2 protein-coding genes are annotated in these 21086 nt (G+C 37.0%); both read left to right on the top strand.

Annotated elements, in window-relative coordinates:
• Positions 1-27 precede the first annotated feature (27 nt).
• Positions 28-9921 carry a non-ribosomal peptide synthetase/type I polyketide synthase gene (locus HN014_RS01580; RefSeq protein WP_176027158.1) on the top strand — a complete coding sequence of 3298 codons (9894 nt, stop codon included), beginning with the start codon at positions 28-30 and terminating at the stop codon, positions 9919-9921.
• 15 nt (positions 9922-9936) lie between these two features.
• Positions 9937-21075: a non-ribosomal peptide synthetase gene (locus tag HN014_RS01575; protein WP_176027157.1), complete on the top strand. Its 11139-nt coding sequence runs from the start codon at positions 9937-9939 to the stop codon at positions 21073-21075.
• Positions 21076-21086 lie beyond the last annotated feature (11 nt).

Here is a 21086-nt window from a genome sequence, read left to right as displayed (position 1 = left end):
TCATCACTTAGTCAAGAGAAGTCACTCATGGAACAAACAATTGTAGACTTATTCAATACACACTTAGTCCGGTTTCCTAATAAAACCATATATCGTTTTCTAACAAACGGAGAAGAAGAAACAGCTTCGAGAACATTTCAACAATTATATGAACGATCAAAGGTAATTGCATCTCATATTTTAGAAAAAGCAACTCCCGGAGACCGGGTACTGCTATTATACCCTTCAGGGTTGGATTTTACCGATGCATTTTTTGGCTGTTTATTAGCTGGAGTTATTGCGGTACCTGCTTTTCCTCCGCAAGGAAAAAGACGTATAGGGAGACTGGAAACAATTGTAGCAGATTGTAATGCGACGCTTATTATAACTACAGATGAAGTTTATAAAAAGTGCCATAGTTGGTTTAGTGATGAGGTGTTTTCTGAAGTAAAATGGTTACAAACAAATGTCTTGACAACTATTAAAGAAGTCTCAAAAAATGTAGAGATCACAGCGCAAACTATTGCTTTCTTACAATATACCTCTGGATCAACCGGAGATCCCAAAGGGGTTATGGTAACTCATCAAAATATCCTTCATAATACCAAATTGATCCAAGATTCTTTTCGACTTAGTCCAAAATCAATCGGGGTTACCTGGTTACCTATCTATCATGATATGGGATTGATTGGTAATATTCTGGAAGCACTGTGTGTAGGGTTCGAATTGATTATCATGTCTCCTACTTCTTTTATTCAGAAACCAATACGATGGTTACAAACAATATCAGACTATAAAGCAACCTATAGTGGAGGTCCCAATTTCTCCTATGATTTATGTGTCAATCAAATTCAGGAAGAACAACTTAAGGAACTAGATATTTCAGGATGGAAATCTGCATTTAATGGATCAGAACCTATTCGTCTAGAGACACTACATCGTTTTGTCGATAAGTTTGAAAAAGTAGGGTTCAAAGAAAAAGCACTATTTCCGTGTTACGGGATGGCAGAAACAACATTGGTGGTAAGCTCGAGTAAATACACAAGTGTACCGAATATGTTATATCTGGAAAAAGATAAATTCCATCAAGGAATAATTAGCATACATCGCGAAGAAAAAAAGACCAACCAGATTGGTTTTGTCGGCAATGGACCTGTTTTAGGAGATTTAAAAGTAAAAATTGTAAATCCGGAAACCAGACAAGTTTGCAAAAAAGGAGAAATTGGAGAAATATGGGTAGCAGGAAAAAGTATTGCCAAAGGGTACTGGAACCGTGAAAAACTAAGCCAGGAAATTTTCTTGGCGACAACAGTATATGCTAATGGAAAAGAAAATACCAAAGCCGGTACTTTTTTGAGAACCGGAGATATGGGATTTTTTCATGAAGGAGAATTATTTGTATCGGGAAGGTTAAAGGAAGTAATGATATTTAATGGAGCAAATTACTATCCGCAAGATATAGAGAAAACGATACAGGAAGCTCATCCAGATCTTCAGAATAATGCGGGAGCTGCTTTTGAAACAGTTATTGATGGAGTTGCGCAATTAGTAATTGTTCAGGAAGTAAAACGAACCAGTATGCGAAATTATAATTTCAAAGAAATTGTAAAAAGCATTTGTGATTCAGTATTTCAGGAACATGAGCTTGGAGTGTATGGTATTCTTATGGTAAAACCAGGACGTGTGTCTAAAACGTCTAGTGGAAAAATACAACGTGTAGGTGCTAAACGAGCCTATGAGACAGGAGAAATAGATGGTGTATTAGAAAGCTGGGATAAGAAAACAGTATATCGTACTACTGAGACGAATGAAATATCCCCAACAGAGGTAAAGAATACAAGAAAAATTAGCAATACTCATATTACACTTTGGTTGCAAAAAACGATAAGCACTGAATTACAAATCCCTGAGAATAAAATATATCCTACGACATCTTTTTCTGAATTAGGAATGAGTTCGGTACAAATGATCAGGCTTTCGGGAATGCTATCAGCGTATGTAGAAAAAGAAATTTCTCCGGCATCTTTATACAGTTACTCTACAATTGAAGAATTATCGAATTATTTATTCCCTGAAAGTAAAGAAGAAAGCTCCATTGTAGCAGAAACTGCTTCTCATAAAGAACCTATTGCTATTATCAGTATGGCAGGACGATTCCCGGGAGCAACTTCTATTGAGGAATTTTGGAAAAACCTAAAGACAGGAAAAGATGCGATTGTAGAGGTTCCTAAAGATCGTTGGGATGCGAATGCGTTTTATTCTGACCAAGAAGACTTTGGAGGAGATAAAATGAATACAAGATGGGGAGGTTTTCTCTCAGAAGTTGATACTTTCGATGCAGGTTTTTTTAACATTTCTCCCAGAGAAGCAAATAATATGGACCCTCAGCAGCGAATGCTACTTGAGTTGTCGAATGAATTGATAGAACGATCCGGATATTTGCCAAAGGGTTTTAAAAACTCTAAAACAGGTGTATTTATTGGGATCGTACATAGTGATTATGGAGCCTTATTAAAAGATAGCGAAAAAGATATCTATTCCGGAACAGGAGTAGCATTAAGCATTGCTGCGAATAGAATTTCCTATCAATTCGGACTAAATGGTCCTAGTATGGCTATTGATACAGCTTGCTCTTCTTCTTTAGTAGGTGTTCATATGGCGGCTCAAAGTCTTAGAAATGGAGAATGTAGTATGGCTATTGCAGGAGGAGTGAACCTTATTTTATCTCCAGAACCAACAGTGGCTTTATCTCAATCTAATATGATGGCGATAGATGGACGATGCAAGACATTCGATAATACCGCTAATGGATATGTGAGGAGTGAAGGAGGAGGTTTGGTTTTGTTAAAACGATTATCTGCTGCCTTAGAAGATAAAGATACCATTTTAGGTGTTATTAAAGGATCAGCTATCAATCAAGATGGAAAAAGTAACGGTCTTACAGCTCCTAATGGATTGGCTCAGGAACAAGTGATACAAGAAGCTCTAAAAGTAGCAGATGTAGCTCCGGAAACTGTATCATATATAGAGAGTCATGGAACAGGTACTTCCTTAGGAGACCCAATAGAAATAGAAGCCCTCCACAATACGTACAGAAATGGAATAAAAAAAGAGACTCCCCTGGTAGTAGGTTCAGTAAAAGCAAATATTGGTCACCTGGAGTCAGCAGCAGGGATTGCAGGGTTAATAAAAACGGTATTGTGTTTTCAACAACAGGAAATCCCTAAGCAATTACATTATCAAACACCAAATCATCATATTAACTGGGAGCGTATGAATATACAAATCCCGAATGCGATTATACCTTGGAAGAAAAATGAAGGGAGTAGAAGAAGAGCAGGAGTAAGCTCTTTTGGTTTTGGAGGAACCAATGCACATATAATTTTGGAAGAAGCCCCAGAAGTAACCAATCATTTATCTATTGAAAGTGATATAAACAATAGAGCTGTAACGATATTACCAGTAGCAGCAAAAGAAGCAAAAGCAGTATCTCAACAATTACAGCAATTAGCAAAATATGTAGAAAATAACCCGGATATTGAGCTGAAAGAATTAGCCTATAACCTGGCAACCAGACGAACACAGTATCACACAAGAACAAGCATTGTCTGTCGTGATAAAGAGGCATTCCTCTCAGCGATTAAGAAGGCAGATTATATAGTAGAATCATCAGATCCGAAGTACCCTGTAAAAACAGCTTTTTTATTTACAGGACAAGGTGCTCAGTATTTCGAAATGGGAAAAAAACTGTATGAAACAGAACCTGTTTTTACAGCGACATTAAACACTTGTATAAAAGTATTAAACCCTTATTTATCAAAAGACTTATATAGCCTCTTATTCAAAGAAAAAGAAGAAATACATCAAACAGTGTATACCCAACCAGCATTATTTGCGATCGGATATTCATTAGCAAAATTATGGGAGAGCTGGGGAGCTTCCCCGGAAGCTGTTATGGGGCACAGTGTAGGAGAGATAACTGCTGCATGTATAGCGGGGATATTTAGTCTGGAAGATGGAGCGAAGTTAATTTGTCACAGGGCTAGATTGATGCAAGATATTCAGGAAAAAGGAGCAATGGTATCCCTGCACCACTCACATCGAGAAGTTATAAAATACCTGGATTCATATCCGAGGGTTTCCATTGCAGCAATTAACAGCCCTAATCATACCGTGATATCAGGAGCAGAAAAGGAAATAGCAGCCTTATGCGAGGTATTGACAGATCAGCAAATTAAATATAAGTATCTAAAAGTATCTCACGCATTTCATTCTCCGCTAATGAATCCAATGCTAGCAGAATTTGAAAAAATAGCTGCTACAATAACATATCATCGACCAAACTGTAAATTAATAGGGAATATTAATGGAGACTTAGTTGACGCAGAGATCACAACCCCTTCTTATTGGGTTAATCATATAAGTGCTCCGGTGGATTTCCTTAAAGGAATGTTGACTCTGGAAAAGATAGGAATAGATGCCTATATAGAAATGGGACCTCACCCGGTATTAACTACTAAGGGGAGTCAGTGTGTCCATGATAGCACAAAAGCAATCTGGTTAGCTTCTATGATTAAAGGAAAAGAAGAAAATACCCAATTGTTAGAATGTCTCTCTGAGTGGTATCTATGTGGAGGAAATGTACAATGGGATCAAGTCTTTATTAACAGAGAAACCAGAACAATCACGATCCCGACATACCCATTCCAAAGAAAACGCTTCTGGGCAATTCCCTTAACCAAAAAAGAACAAAATATTCCCATTGCTATAACCACAACTTCTGAAAAAAAGCAACCTATGTCATCATCCACATCAACAATATTTAAAGAAATAGAAGCGTATCTGAGAAAAACAATTTCTGCAACCCTTCAAATGGATCAGGATGAGATATTGTTAGATAAGTCATTATTGGATTTTGGAGCAGATTCCCTAGTCCTCTTAGAAGTGACAAAAAAAATAGAGAAACAGTACAAAATTAAAATTCCGATAAGAAGAGTTTTTGAAGATTTATCAAACCTAAATAATATTATCAGATTTATTATTGAAGAAAAAGGGCTCTTGGAAGAAGAAACGAGTGTAACAGCAACGGTACCACTAGTAACATCTGAATCATCAATAAAACCTATAGAGACGACGCCTTCGATCTCTTCTCAGAATACAATCTTGCAGGAGAATAATGGATTAGATAGTTTGTTACATCAATTTTCGAATCAAAATTCCTTATTGTCTAAACATATTTCAGAACAAAATGAAATTCTGTCAAGATACATACAATCTTCTTCTGGATTAGAAGGAGTAAAAGTCGCGCAATCAGTGGTGATGTCGGACAAAAAAATCGTAGCGACTCCTAAGAATAAGTCTGGATCAAAGTCCAAAGAAGTAGTGCTGCCCGGAGGAGGGGGAAGTGTTGATATTTTCTTTCAAAAACTACCCGATAATCAGGAAAAACAATTGCCGAAATTAATAGAAGCATATACGACAAAAACAGCTAAATCAAAAGCATATACTGCAAAATATAGAGACGTTCATGCGGAGTATCTTTCTTCGGCAGGATTTAGAATGTCAGTAAAAGAAATGGTATATCCGATTATTAGTGAATCAGCACATGGAGCAAGATTTATAGATATTGATGGGAATGAATACATAGATATCACTATGGGATATGGATCCTGTATCTTCGGTCATCAACCGGATTTTATTGTAAATGCGATAAAAGCACAACTCGACAAAGGGATCAATATAGGTCCTATGAATGAACTCTCGGGAGAAGTAGCTTCTTTAGTCTCAGAACTGACGGGATTAGAGAGAGTTTGTCTGGCCAATACGGGAACAGAAGCAGTTTCATTCGCTATGCGATTAGCAAGAACCGTTACTCAGAAAAATAAGATTGTAATATTCTCTGGATCCTATCATGGACACCTGGATGGTGTATTGGGAATTCAGGGTGATGAGCAGACAGATCCAATGGTTCCAGGTATTACACATAATATGGTAGAAGATATTATCGTATTAAACTATTATGATGAAGATATGCTGGATCAGATCCGAGCTCATAAAGATGAATTGGCAGCAATCATGGTAGAACCGGTACGCAGTAGGTTTCCGGAATTTCAACCAAAAGAAATTCTTACGGCATTAAGAGAACTTGCAACAGCATTACAGGTTCCTTTGATTTTTGATGAAATGGTTACCGGCTTTAGAATAGGACCAGGAGGAGCACAAGAATATTTTGGAATCAAAGCAGATATTGTTACCTATGGTAAAATTGCCGGAGGAGGAATGCCTATTGGAATCGTTGCAGGAGCAGCAAAATATCTGGATGTAGTAGATGGAGGTGTATGGAAGTATGGAGATACATCCTATCCGGAAACGACTAAAACATTAGTAGCAGGAACCTTTGCAAGACATCCGCTGGCTATGGCAGCTTCAAAAGCGGTTTTGGAAAAAATAAAAGAATTTGGGTATCAGGCGTATGTTGCATTAAATCAAAAAGCAGATGATTTGATGAATAGGATAAATGAGTTCTTCAAGAAAGAAGACATTCCGGTCGAAGCTGTAAATTTTGGTTCTCTGTTCCGGTTTAAGTTCAGAGGAAATTTCGAGTTATTTAAGTATCATATGATTGCCAAAGGAGTTTATGCCTGGGCAGCAAATAACCTCTTTATAAACTTTGCACACGATGATAGTGATCTGGAAAAAATATACAGATGTGTTTGCGAGAGTGCTTATATGGTATATAAGTCAGATGGAACAGAAGATTATGTGTTTCCAGAAGAAGTCGCTGTAGAGGAAGAAAAAATAATGGCTTTTGACATGACTTTGGCGCAAAAGCAATTATATCTATTACATGAGATACATCAGGAAAATTCATTGGCATATACCCAAACATTTAGTTTAGAACTAACAGGGAATGTAAGTTTTACAGCCTTGAAAATGGCAGTTAATGAATTGGCAGAAGACCATTGGATTTTAAAAAGTAAAGTAGCCCCAGGAGGAGAACAATTTATTATTGACAAAACGGTAAAAATCCCTATTACAAAAGTAGATCTATCCGAAACAGAAGATACTTTCGAAATCGCTTTTCAGAAGCTGGTAGATGAAAGTTTAGCAACTCCTTTCTCTTTTGAAGAAGGACCATTAGTACGCCTGAGTTTTATAAAACAGAATAAACAGAAACATATACTCCTGATATCAATACACCATATTATTGCAGATGGGTGGTCTTGCTCCTTGTTTTTAAAAGGAATATCAGAAAATTATAATGCTATAGCATTAGGAAAAAGAAAGCAAAAGAAACAATACATACAATTTAATGCATATGCAAGCTGGCTGGAGCGAGAAAAAGAAACAGAAGAGTGGCAGGGGCATGAGCAGTACTTATTAGATACGTTTTCTGCAAAACAATGTAAAGTTTCACTTTTTTCAGGAGAGAAAAATAATGGAGAAGGAAGCCATCAAAGTCACTCCAGAGAGATTTGTATCTCTTCTTTGGAAATGGAAACCGTAAAGAAATGGAGTCAGCAAAATGGTGTAACATTATTTATGACACTATTATCGGCTTTTGAAATACTGTTGCTAAAATTAACAGGACAATCAGAACTGGTCATGGGAATTCCAGTTGGAGGAAGAGATATGGAAGGAGTAGAAAACTCCATAGGGTATTATTCTCATATCATGCCATTAGCGACTTCATATGATAAAGAACAAACTATCAAAACATATCAGCAGGAATTAAAAAAACGATTGTTCGAAGCATATGACCACCAAACCTATCCATATGCTGAATTTTTAAAACTGTTACAGGATAAAGGTTACGATGCTACTGATAACATAATCAATGTCCTTTTTAATTTTGATGTGGGATTAAATGCATTGGAAATGGATGGACTGGCGGTTAATATACATGAGCATAAACCCCTATATGCTAATTTTGATTTAGCCATTAATACCCTGGAAAAATTCGGAAATTTCCATATTACGCTAGATTATAAAACCTCTTTTTTAAGTGATGTACTGGCAGAAGAAATGCTACAGTCATTTCAGCACCTGGTATATGAAATTACAAAGAAAGCTGAAGAGAAATTAAGCACTTTGACATTGATATCCGAACAGCAAGAAGCGAGGATATTAAATGATTTCTCTCTTTCTAAGGATATATACCCCATAGGGAACCTGGTTTTGGAAGAATTTACAAAAAGGGTAATAGAAAACCCGGAAGCTGTAGCAGTTGTATATAAAGATATAGAGTTGACATATCATCAACTTGATGAGCAATCAAATCAATTGGCACATTATTTACGAAAAAACAATGTAGTATCAGGAGAACTGATCGGAATGATGATGAGCAGATCCCCTGAGTTGTTGGTAAGTATTTTTGGGGTGTTAAAATCAGGAGCCGGATATGTACCTATAGATCCTGGTCTTCCTCAGGAAAGAAAGGAATATATTATTAAAGATGCACAGGTAAAAATGATCCTTACAGATCAAGAAGAACCGATACCGTATATGAAAGATAGTGACGTTCGGGAAATATCGGTGCAAAGAGATAAAAAAGATATAGAAAACGAATCCAGAAACCCATTAGCACAGACTATACAGCCATCAGATATTGCTTATGTGATTTATACTTCGGGAAGTACAGGAAACCCCAAAGGAGTTGTTCTAGAGCATGGTCATCTTTCTAATACCATTCTTCCTCAGGTAAAGAAATTCGGAATAAGCCCAGAAGATGCGTGTTTGCAATTTGCAAGCCCTTCATTTGATGCTTCTGTATGGGAGATATTTATCACATTATCAGGAGGGGCAACCTTGTATATTATAGAAGAAGAAGCAAAAGCAGATACAGAACTATTTAGTGATTTTATCGAAAGACATCAAATTAGTTGGGCAACTTTACCCCCTAGTTTTTTTAAGCTTCTAGACACAGATAAAATTGTAGGAATTAAAACAATTATAACAGCAGGAGAGCAAGCAGATATAGAGAAGTCCGCACAATATGTCAAAGGAGGCGGTATATTCTTCAATGCTTATGGACCGACAGAAACAACAATATGCGCGACTGTTTTTGATGGGGCAATCATGTCTTCTGGAGTTCCGATTGGTCGTCCTATTGCTAATACCAAAGCCTATATTCTAAATGAGAATCTGGAAATACTTCCTATAGGAGCAGTAGGAGAATTATGTGTGTCAGGAGCCGGAATAGCAAGAGAATATTTAAATCAGGAAGAGCTGACAGCAGAACGATTTTTACCGAATCCATTTAGTGAGGGAGAACGTATGTATAGAACTGGAGATTATGCCAGATGGCTCCCTGATGGTACAATCGCATTTGTAGGCAGAATGGATAATCAGGTCAAAATAAGAGGGTATAGAATAGAATTAGGAGAGATAGAAAATGCAATAGATCAATTAACCGAAGTAATAAATGCTTGCGTAATAGCTAAGGAAGGAAGTAATGGACAATATAACCTGATAGCTTATGTTGTAGGTCAAAATTTTGATAAAAAAATTGCACAGCAGCAGTTACAAGAAAAATTGCCAGCATATATGATCCCTGCAATATGGATTATAGTGAAAGAAATGCCACTGAATACTAGTGGGAAAATAGATAAAAAAGCTCTTCCAGAACCAGATGTTTCTACTTTTTCAGGAAGTGAATATATAGCAGCTACTACAGAGACTGAACAGGAACTTACCCGTATTTGGCAAGATTTATTAGGCGTTGAAAAAATAGGTGTTAGAGATAATTTCTTTGAACTGGGGGGGAACTCTCTGATAGCAACAAGGCTTGTTGCAGCACTGCGAACCACTTTCGAAATAGAAATCTATATCAAAGACATTTTTGTTTCCAGAACAATAGAAGAGTTAGCTGCTTATGTAGATGCTTTCCGGGAAGAAAACAAGACTTCAGAAGAAGAATATGCTGTAACTATCAACTTATAAGGCTGCTTTTTAAAAATGAAAAATAATGTAATCGAAATCCTTAAGAAAGTTAAAAAAGAGGATTCAAAACTGGTACTTAATGAAGGAGCACTTCAGATAAAATCAAAGAAAACTTCAATTGATCCCGAATTGCTCCAATCTATAAAAGCAAATAAAGAAGATATTATAGCATATCTGGAACGGTTTAACAACCGAAGAAAATCTTCAATAACAGAGTTTTTACAAGCAAATAAATTAGAAACTTCGGATCCAATCCCTTTGTCTTTTGGGCAGGAACGTCTTTGGTTTATAGATCAGTTACAAGGAAGTACTGAGTACCATATGCCTGGAGTGTTTTATCTCAAAGGAAAAGTAGATTGTACTGCATTAGAAGCTTCCTTTAAAACCATAATCACCAGACATGAAGTTCTCCGTACGACAATTACTTCTTCTCAGGGAGAAGGCTTTCAGACGATTATGCCGGCAGATGACTGGTCTTTGGAAATACAAACAGTTTCTGAAACAGCAGTTATTGACGATATACTGTCCGAATACATAAATACACCTTTTGATTTATCAAAAGATTATATGTTACGAGGGAGGCTGTATCAGACAGGAGAACAGACCTATATCTTGGTATTGGTGATGCATCATATTGCCAGTGATGGCTGGTCTAATAATATCCTGATTAAAGAATTTGTAAGCTTGTATAGTGCTCTTAAAAATGGAGTTACTCCAACGTTACCACATCTGCAATTCCAATACAAGGAATATGCTTTTTGGCAGCGAAGCAGTGCAGAAGAAGAAACGCTTCAGGATCAATTGCAATATTGGGAGTCCAAATTAGAGAATGTAACTCCGGTTTTAGTACCGACAGATTTTCCTAGACCTTCTCAGCAAAGCACAGAAGGAGCTGTGATTCATTATGAATTGAAAGAAACGCTAAAAGATAAACTCATCGCCTTATGCGAAAAAGAAGGAGTTACCCTGTTTATGACATTGATTACTGCTTTGAAAGTAGTTCTTCATAAGTATACAGGACAAGAAGATATCTGTATTGGGACTCCAATAGCGAATAGAACGCATCAGGAATTAGAAGGGTTAATCGGTTTTTTTATCAATACATTGGCGTTGCGAACAACAGTCAATAGTCAAGCGGATTTTAAGACAGTATTACAAGATGTAAAAGAAACGACCCTGGAAGCATATGATCATCAAATGGTTCCTTTTGAGAAAGTAGTAGATAGAGTCGTCAGTTCTCGCGATATGAGTATGACTCCTGTATTCCAGGTGATGTTTGTATTACAAAATACTCCGGATAATCAGGAAATCACAATGGAGGATGTTGTATTGACGCCTTATGAATACGGAGCGACAACTGCTCAGTTTGATATTTCTTTAACAGCTACAGAAACACAGCATGGAATCTCCCTAGAAATAGAATACGGCACTGCCATCTTTAAAGAGGAGACAATACGGCGAATGTTTGTGCATTTTGAAAATGTATTACACAGTATGGTATCATCGGTAGAAACCGCTGTAGCACATTTATCAATTATAAGTAAAGAAGAAAAGTATCAGTTGCTTCAAACATTTAATGATACAGCATTTCCTGTTCCTCAGGATCAGACAATTCTGAATATTTTTAAAGAGCAGGTAGAAAAAACGCCAGATGCAATTGCGCTGATTTATGAGCATCAGAAATTGACATATAGAGAGTTGGATGAAAAATCTAACCAGTTAGCAAATTACCTGATTGCTGTAGGAGTAGAAGAGAAATCTTTTGTAGGAATATGTATTTCCAGATCCATTGAGATGATTATTGGAATTATAGGAATTTTAAAATCCGGAAATGCTTATATCCCGATAGATCCTTCTTATCCGGCAGAGCGAATAGCATATATGATAGAAGATTCAGGGATTCAGGTAGTTGTGAGTAGTCGTATGGATGCTCATTTGGTGAGCTCACCAAAGATTATTCAGAAAGTATTACTGGATGATGATTGGGCAAAAATTAATGCCTATCCAATGCATTCGACACCGGTACATGTAATGCCGGATACCACAGCTTATGTGATTTATACCTCAGGAACCACTGGAAAACCAAAAGGAGTCGAAGTAGGGCATGCTAGCCTGTATAATATTTCTCTTAGTTGGGAAAAAGAGTTCGAATTAGATAGTAACACCAGATTATTGCAGATGGCAAGCTTCTCTTTTGATGCTTTTACAGGAGATGTCTGCCGAAGCCTGTTGTTTGGAGGACAAATGATTATTTGCTCAAATGATATTCGTTTTGATTTAGAAGGTCTATATGCCCTCATTGCAGAAAGAAAAACAAATGTTATAGAATTGACTCCTTCTTTAGGAGTACCATTAATGGATCACATTTATGACAATAAACTTGATTTTTCCTGGGTAAAGATCCTTAATCTGGGATCTGATACATGTTCTTCAATAGACTTTCAGAGAATACAAAGACGCTTTGGAGATCAATTTCGAATCATCAATAGCTATGGAGTAACAGAGGTAACCGTAGATAGTTCTTATTATGAAATTAAAGATCCAGCATATTTAGATGATTTGACCAATGTTCCTATTGGAAAACCGATGCAAAATACGTGTTTTTATATTGTAGATCCTGCTCTAAATTTATTGCCAGTAGGAGTCGTAGGAGAATTGTGTATAGGAGGAGCAGGATTGGCAAAAGGGTACCTTAATAGACCCGAGCTGACACGAGATAAATTTGTAAAAAATCCGTATGCATCAGACGAACTGATGTATCGTACAGGTGATTTAGCCAGATGGTTACCAGATGGGAATGTAGATTTTATAGGACGAGGAGATGATCAGGTAAAAATTCGGGGATATCGTATTGAATTGGGAGAAATAGAAAATGTACTGATCCGATTAGAAGCAGTAAGTGCTTGTTGTGTATTAGCAAAAAAAGACAGTGCCGGGAGTAAACGATTAGTAGGGTATGTAGTTACAAAAAATGAGTTTGACAAAGCCTATTTGGAAGCTCATTTAAAAGCCAATATGCCAGAGTATATGGTCCCTGCATTATGGGTTCCTTTAGAAGAAATGCCCCTAACTAGCAATGGAAAATTGGATAAACGTTCTTTGCCCAACCCGGATGCTTCTGCTTTATTACAAAATGAATATGTAGCCCCCAGAAATGAAACCGAGTCAGTTGTAGCAGATATTTGGAAAAAGCTCTTACAGGTAACTAAAGTCGGCGTTACAGATGATTTCTTTACCTTAGGAGGACATTCATTAATGGCTACCCGATTGGTTTCTATGATACGAAATGAACTGGGAGTAGAAATAGCTATTAAAGACATTTTTGTACATCCGACGATTGAAAAGCTGACAGAAGAAGTTATTAGCAAAGCTCAAAACACCTTGTTGTTACCTCCTTTGGAACCACAGGTTCGGGAAACGTTGATCCCTTTGTCATTTAGTCAGGAAAGATTGTGGTTTTTAGATCAGTTACAAGGAAGTTTAGAATATCATATTCCAGAAGTATTTCGTCTCAAAGGAAAGTTAGATGCTACTGCACTGGAATTAACGCTGAAAGGAATTTTGTCAAGGCACGAAGTATTGCGTACAGTAATACAACCGGTAGATGGAGTGGGGTATCAAAAAGTGTTAACAATTGATCAATGGGAAATGACCAGTGTGCAGGTCCCATCAGAAGAAACATTGCAACAACTATTACCAGCTTTTATTTCACAACCTTTTGATTTATCAAAAGATTATATGTTGAGGGCGTGTTTATATCGTATTTCAGAAGAAGAACATATTCTTTCATTAGTGATGCATCATATTGCTAATGATGGATGGTCAGACGTTATTTTGGTCAAAGACTTTGTGCGTTTATACGATGCATATAAAAATAATACTTCCCCAGATATTGAAAAGTTACCATTACAGTATATCGATTATGCAATATGGCAGCGAAAGTATTTGACTCAGGATATTTTAGAACAACAATTATCATATTGGGAGGCTTGCCTGTCGAATACAACTAGTCTTGCATTGCCTACAGATTATACCAGACCGGCTATTCAAAGTACTTCCGGTGCTATTATTAATTATGAGCTGGATGCAAAAATGAGAACGCAACTTCTTTCATGGAGTAAAGAACATGGGGTAACCTTATTTATGACAATGTTATCTGCGTTTAAAGTGATGTTATATCGATATAGCGGACAGGAAGATATTTGTGTGGGAACGCCAATTGCCAATAGAACACACCAGGAACTTGAAGGGCTAATCGGTTTCTTTATTAATACATTGGCATTGCGATCACAATTAGATGGGCATGGAAGCTTTGAAGAACTCGTTAATCAGGTAAAACAAGTAACACTGGGAGCATATGATCATCAGTTGGTTCCGTTTGAAAAAGTGGTAGATAGAGTAGTTTCTGTTCGTGATATGAGTACAACCCCACTGTTTCAGGTGATGTTTGTATTACAAAATACTCCAGATGTGGATGATATTACAATGGAAGGAGTAACGCTTTCTCAGTTCGAATTTGAAACCATCACTTCTCAATTTGATATCTCATTAACCGTAACAGAGTCAGAAAAAGGAATCTCTCTAGAGTTTGAGTATTGTACAGATTTGTTTAAGGAAGATACGATACATCGTATGATCCGACATTATGAAAATATATTAAAAAGTGTCGTTCAAAATACTTCTTATTCCTTGTTAGAATTACCTATGCTTTCAGAAGAAGAAAAAGAACAGTTGGTAATAGCATTCAATCCTCCTTCTATACAGATTTCCACAGAAGAAACAATCTGTGATTTGTTTAGAAAACAAGTGCTTTTAGTACCTGATAAAGTTGCGGTGGTATACAAAGAACATACACTCACATATCAGGAACTGGATCAAAAGTCAAACCAATTAGCACAGTTGTTATTGGATAGGGGGGTAAGCGGACATACAATGGTTGGGATTTGTCTATCCAGATCTGTTGAGATGATTGTAAGTGTATTGGCGGTCTTAAAATCAGGAGGAGGGTATGTTCCTATCGATCCGGAATATCCAGAAGATCGAATTAACTATATGATCGAAGATGCAGGAATACATACGTTACTCAGTACGGAAGTCGATATTCAGAAGGTAACTTCTTCTAATAGAGGAAAAGCAATCATACTAGATCTTGATCAGGATAAACTTAGTAGATATCCTACTACTACCTTATCTGTAGAAATCGGACAAGAGCAAACAGCTTATGTTATTTATACCTCCGGGACTACAGGAAGACCAAAAGGGGTGGCAGTTTCTCATGGAGGGCTATACAATATAGCACATGCCTGGTTGCAAGCATATTCATTGGATAATACAACCTGTTTGCTACAAATGGCTAGTTTTTCATTTGATGTATTTACCGGAGATCTTTGTCGTAGTTTACTATCAGGAGGGACAATGATTATCTGCCCTACCGATATTCGATTCGATCCTCCAAGTTTGTATACATTGATAGCAACACATCAGGCAAATATAGTAGAGCTAACACCCGCTTTAGCAGTTCCGTTAATGGATCACATTTTTGAAGAAAAACTGGATTTTTCCTGGATGAAGTTGTTAATTCTGGGATCGGATGTATGTACTTCCGCTGATTTTCAGCGGTTGCTATCACGTTTTGGAAAAGCATTTAGAATTATTAATAGTTATGGGACAACAGAAACAACGATTGATAGTTCTTTCTTCGAAACTACAGAAACTTCCAATTTAGAAAAATTACCCAATGTACCTATTGGAAAACCAATGCAAAACACAAAGTTCTATGTGTTGGATTCAGCGCTACAATTACTTCCCATTGGTGTTATAGGAGAATTGTGTATTGGAGGAGAAGGAGTTGCTATAGAATACCTAAACCGCCCGGAATTAACAGCAGAAAAGTTTGTTTCAGATCCTTTTGATAAAGGAAAGCGAATGTATCGTACAGGGGATTTAGCCCGATGGTTACCAGATGGGAATATTGACTTTATTGGAAGAGGAGATAATCAGGTAAAAATACGAGGATACCGCATTGAATTGGGAGAAATAGAGAAAGTATTAGTCTCCCATGAATCAGTTAAGAGTTGCTGTGTAGTCGCTAAACCAGATCCAGGTGGAAACAAGCGTTTGATCGGGTATGTGGTTACAACCATCACAACAGAAAATAAAGAAATACTACAGGAGTACCTAAAAGAAACATTACCAGAATATATGGTTCCGATGATTTGGGTGTTTTTAGAAGAAATGCCTCTGACCAGTAACGGGAAATTAGATAAAAAAGCATTACCAGATCCTGATACTGCTTCATTATCGACAATCACTTATGTAGCAGCCAGAAATGAACAAGAAGAAACTTTAGTCACTATCTGGCAAGATTTATTACAGGTGGAGAAAATAGGGGTGCATGATAACTTTTTTGAATTAGGAGGTCATTCCCTTCTTGCAACACGATTGGTATCAGTTCTTAGAAAATCACTTTCATTAGAAGTAGCCATAAAAGATGTATTTCTATACCCAACAATTGCAGATTTAGGAAGGTATTTGTTGGCCAATACAACTAGCAATAGAGCAGTGTTACCGTCCATCGAAAAGCGAGAAAGAACTGAGTTTATGCCCTTGTCTTTTAGTCAGGAAAGATTGTGGTTTTTAGATCAGTTACAAGGAAGTTTGGAATATCATATTCCAGAGGTGTTTACGATACATGGAGATATTGATTTTGTAGCTTTGGAGAAATCGCTGCGAGAAATCATTGAACGACATGAAGTATTACGAACTGTTATTCGATCTAATGAAGGGGTGGGATACCAAAAGCAAATAGCGGCTGATGCCTGGTCCTTAGAGTGTGTTCGATTAAAAGAATCAGAAACCGTACAAGAAGCTGTAGAAGCGTTTATCGCGCGACCTTTTGATCTGTCTTCAGATTATATGCTGAGAGGCTGTTTGTACGAACAGGAAGGGACTTCTTCCGTTTTAGCTTTGGTAATTCATCATATTTCCAGTGATGGTTGGTCTGATACGGTATTGTTTAGTGAGTTTTCTGAATTGTATAGACAGTATAAAAATGAAAAAATACCAAACCTGTCAGATATTCCATTGCAGTATGTTGATTACGCTGTATGGCAACGAGAGTATTTTACTCCCAGCCTGTTAGAAGCACAATTATCGTATTGGACGAATAGTCTCGAGGGAATTACTCCATTGCTATTACCAACAGATTTTTCCAGACCTTCTATAAAAAACACAGAAGGATCAGCACTTCGATATACAATGGATGCCGAATTAACCAGTGCAATAAACGGGCTAGCAAAAGAGTCAGGTACAACGCTCTTTATGGTATTGTTAGCATCTTTTAAAGTGTTGCTTTACAAATACACAAGTCAGGAGAATATATGTGTCGGAACTCCTATTGCAAATAGGACACATCAGGAACTTGAAGGATTGATAGGTTTCTTTGTGAATACCCTGGCATTACATACACCTATTACAGGCACCTATAGCTTTTTGGAGTATTTGCAAAAGGTAAAAGAAGTGACTTTAGGAGCATATGAACATCAGTCTGTGCCTTTCGAAAAGGTCGTGGATCGTATGGTAGAAACAAGAGATATGAGTATGAATCAGTTGTTTCAGGTAATGTTTGTATTACAGAATACACCAGAAGCAATAGATGTAGTTATGGATGATATAACATTAACTCCATTTGAACATAATGCGACAACCTCTCAGTTTGATGTAACATTAATAGCGATCGAAAAAGAAGAAGAACTCATTATAGAGTTAGAGTATTGCACAGCCCTATTCAAAGAGGAAACGATGCACCGTTTTCTTAAGCATTACGAGAATGTTTTAAGGACGGTTACCCAAAATGTTTCTTCAGTTATTGGTGCTATAGAGATTATTTCCAGAGAAGAAAAAACACAGTTACTTCAGGAATTTAATAATACATCGGTTACCTATCCTTTAGAGACAACAATAATTGATTTGTTTTCTGAGCAAGTGAACGTAAGAGGGCAGGAAACTGCAGTAATCCTTAACGGAGAAAGAATTACCTATGAAGTCCTAGACCAGAAGTCAAATCAATTAGCAAATTATCTGATAATATCCGGGGTGCAGCAAGGGGCATTATTAGGAGTATGTATGTCTCGTTCTTTAGAAATGATAGTTGGTATTTTAGGAATTTTAAAAGCAGGAGCCGGATACCTGCCTATTGACCCTTCCTATCCATCGGAACGTATTATGTATATGCTGGAAGATGCAGATGTAAGAACTGTTTTAGGAAATAATACCAGTCCTGAGTGTATAAAAACTATATCAAAAGCAACATTACTTTTAGTAGATAGTGAATGGGAGACTATTGAAGAGATGTCAATGGGATCTCCTGAGATTTCTATTTCTTCAGAAGATATCGCATATGCAATATATACTTCTGGATCAACAGGAAAACCCAAGGGGACATTGATTCCACATAGGGGGGTTGTCAGATTATCACAGATGGATGTAATTCCGCTGGGAGACCAGACAACCATACTGCAATTATCATCCGTATCTTTTGACGCAGCTACTTTCGAGATATGGTGCTCTTTATTACAAGGAGGAACATTAGTATTATATCCATCTGATGTAATTGATTTATCGATTATCAATGAAAGTATTTCTAGACATAATGTTAACACCATCTGGTTAACCTCAGCCCTTTTTGATCAGTGGGCGAACAGTGATATCGCTTCTCTAAAATTAGCCTATATTTTAAGTGGAGGAGATGTTCTGAATCCTCAGAGTGTTGCCAAAGTTTATAACACATTACCATCAGTACAAGTTGTAAATGGATATGGACCAACAGAGAATACCACCTTTACATGTTGTTATACTATCCCAAGAAGTTTGGAAACCAACAAGAGTATCCCATTAGGACCTCCTATTTCCGGGACCACCGTTTATGTATTAGATCAAAATATGCAACCTTGCCCTGTAGGGGTCATAGGAGAATTGTGTACAGCTGGTCTTGGTGTATCTACAGGGTATCTTAATCAGCCTGAATTGACAGCTGAGAAATTTGTAGCAAACCCATTCAATCCACAAGAAAAAATGTACAAAACTGGGGATTTGGTTCGATGGCAAGTGGATGGAACTATTGAATTTATAGGGAGAGGGGATACTCAGGTAAAAATAAGAGGATTCCGGATTGAATTGAGTGAAATAGAAAATTGCCTTTCCGAGCATACAGATATAAAAGGATGTTGTGTTTTAGTAAAAGAAGATGAGCATCGCAATAAACGTATCGTGGCGTATATTGTTATGGATGATTCATTGCAAACAGAAGTGTTAAAGGAATATCTGAAATCACGATTACCGGATTATATGATTCCTGCGATATGGGTACCATTACAAAAGCTGCCTCTTACAGCTAACGGTAAACTGGATAAAAAAGCACTGCCTGATCCAGATATATCAACGTTACTAACGTCGAAATATATTGCTCCTGAGACAGAGTTGGAAATTGAATTAGCACAAATTTGGCAAGAGCTTTTAGGTGCTTCTCAAATAGGGATAGAAGATAACTTTTTTGAGTTGGGAGGAGATTCAATTATAACCATTCAACTGGTAAGCAGGATCAAAAGATTGGGGTATACTTTAAAACCAAAAGATATTTTCGAACACCAGACCATTGCATCATTAGCTGAAATGATTACTAATCATACAGATCTGATCCTTGGCGAGCAAGGATTGCTCCGAGGAGAAAGTGCGTTGTTACCTATTCAGCAATGGTATTTTGATGAGGTACATGTAGAGAATAAACAGGTATTTAATCAATCTGTTTTAATGGAAATAGATAAAGGGGTTAATGAGGCATTTTTAGAAAGAGCGGTTGAAGAACTGGTATTACAACACGATGCATTACGTTTTGCATACACAAGGAAAAATGAAGGATGGAAACAGGATTATACCGATAGGATTCCGTCTTTACTAATAGAAAATCTCCAAGAAGAAACACAGCAAAACCTCGGATCTTCTATTGAGCAGGTTTGTAATACCTATCAGAATGAAACCACACTTGATAAGGAACATGTTTTTGCAGTCGTACTTATTAAAACACCCTCGAAGGAAAAAAATAACAGGCTATTCCTGGTAGCACATCACCTGGTAATTGACGGAGTTTCATGGAGAATATTGCTTGATGATATGCAGGCGATTATTAATGCTTTGAAAAGAGAACAAACTGTAAAGCTTGGAGCTAAAAGTAGCTCTTACCGAGAATGGGTTACTGCGATGCAAAAAATAGCCAATAGCCAGTCTGTATATAGTCAGTTATCTTATTGGAAATCCATTACTCAATCATATAGAGTCTTACCAACAGACTATAAGGTAGCACTTCCTAAGAAGAGAAAAGACGTTGTGGACTATACCATAACCCTGGATTCCAAATACACAAGTATGTTATTGCAGGAGATCAATCAGGTATATGCAACAGAAATTAATGACATACTTTTAAGTTGCCTGAGTAAGACCATAGGAAAATGGTCAAGTCATTCCAAAATAGTCATAGGGATGGAAGGACATGGGCGAGAAGTAATAGCCACCGATATTGATGTTAGTAATACGGTAGGTTGGTTTACGAGTTTATATCCGGTGTGTCTGTCCTATGACGATCAAATGGATGATGGCACTTTAATAAAGTCGACCAAAGAAGAACTTCGATTGATTCCGGATAAAGGGATTGGGTATGGAGCACTTAAATACCTACATCCGTCAGATGAGGTAAGAGAAGTATTTACAGATAATCGATGGGACATTGTTTTTAACTACCTGGGACAATTAGATAATACCCTGGACACTATTGATTGGTTGGATAATGCCAAAGAAAGTTCCGGAATAGAAATAGCAGCAGGACTCTCTTTTACCAGTAAACTGGAAATCAATGCTTCTATCTCTTCCGGGCAATTGTTAATTACCTGGAGTTACGCTTCTAAAGAGTATAAAGAAAGTACTATAGCAGAAATTGCACTTCAATACATCACTAATTTACAAGAGTTAATTATGCATTGCTTACAAAAAGAGAATCAGGAGCTGACACCATCAGATTATGGGTTAGAAAAAGAAGTAAGCCATGAAGAGTTAGATGCATTTTTTGAATCAACATCAGAATCAGAAGAATTATTTAAATTTTAAGGGGGCATAAA

It is taken from the genome of Aquimarina sp. TRL1 (assembly GCF_013365535.1).
GTDB lineage: Bacteria > Bacteroidota > Bacteroidia > Flavobacteriales > Flavobacteriaceae > Aquimarina > Aquimarina hainanensis.
This window is presented reverse-complemented; position numbering and strand designations above follow the sequence as displayed.

Excerpts from the sequence above, each read along its gene's own strand:
- HN014_RS01580 (WP_176027158.1), top strand. The coding sequence starts at position 28 with ATGGAACAAACAATTGTAGACTTATTCAATACACACTTAGTCCGGTTT.
- HN014_RS01575 (WP_176027157.1), top strand. The coding sequence starts at position 9,937 with ATGAAAAATAATGTAATCGAAATCCTTAAGAAAGTTAAAAAAGAGGAT.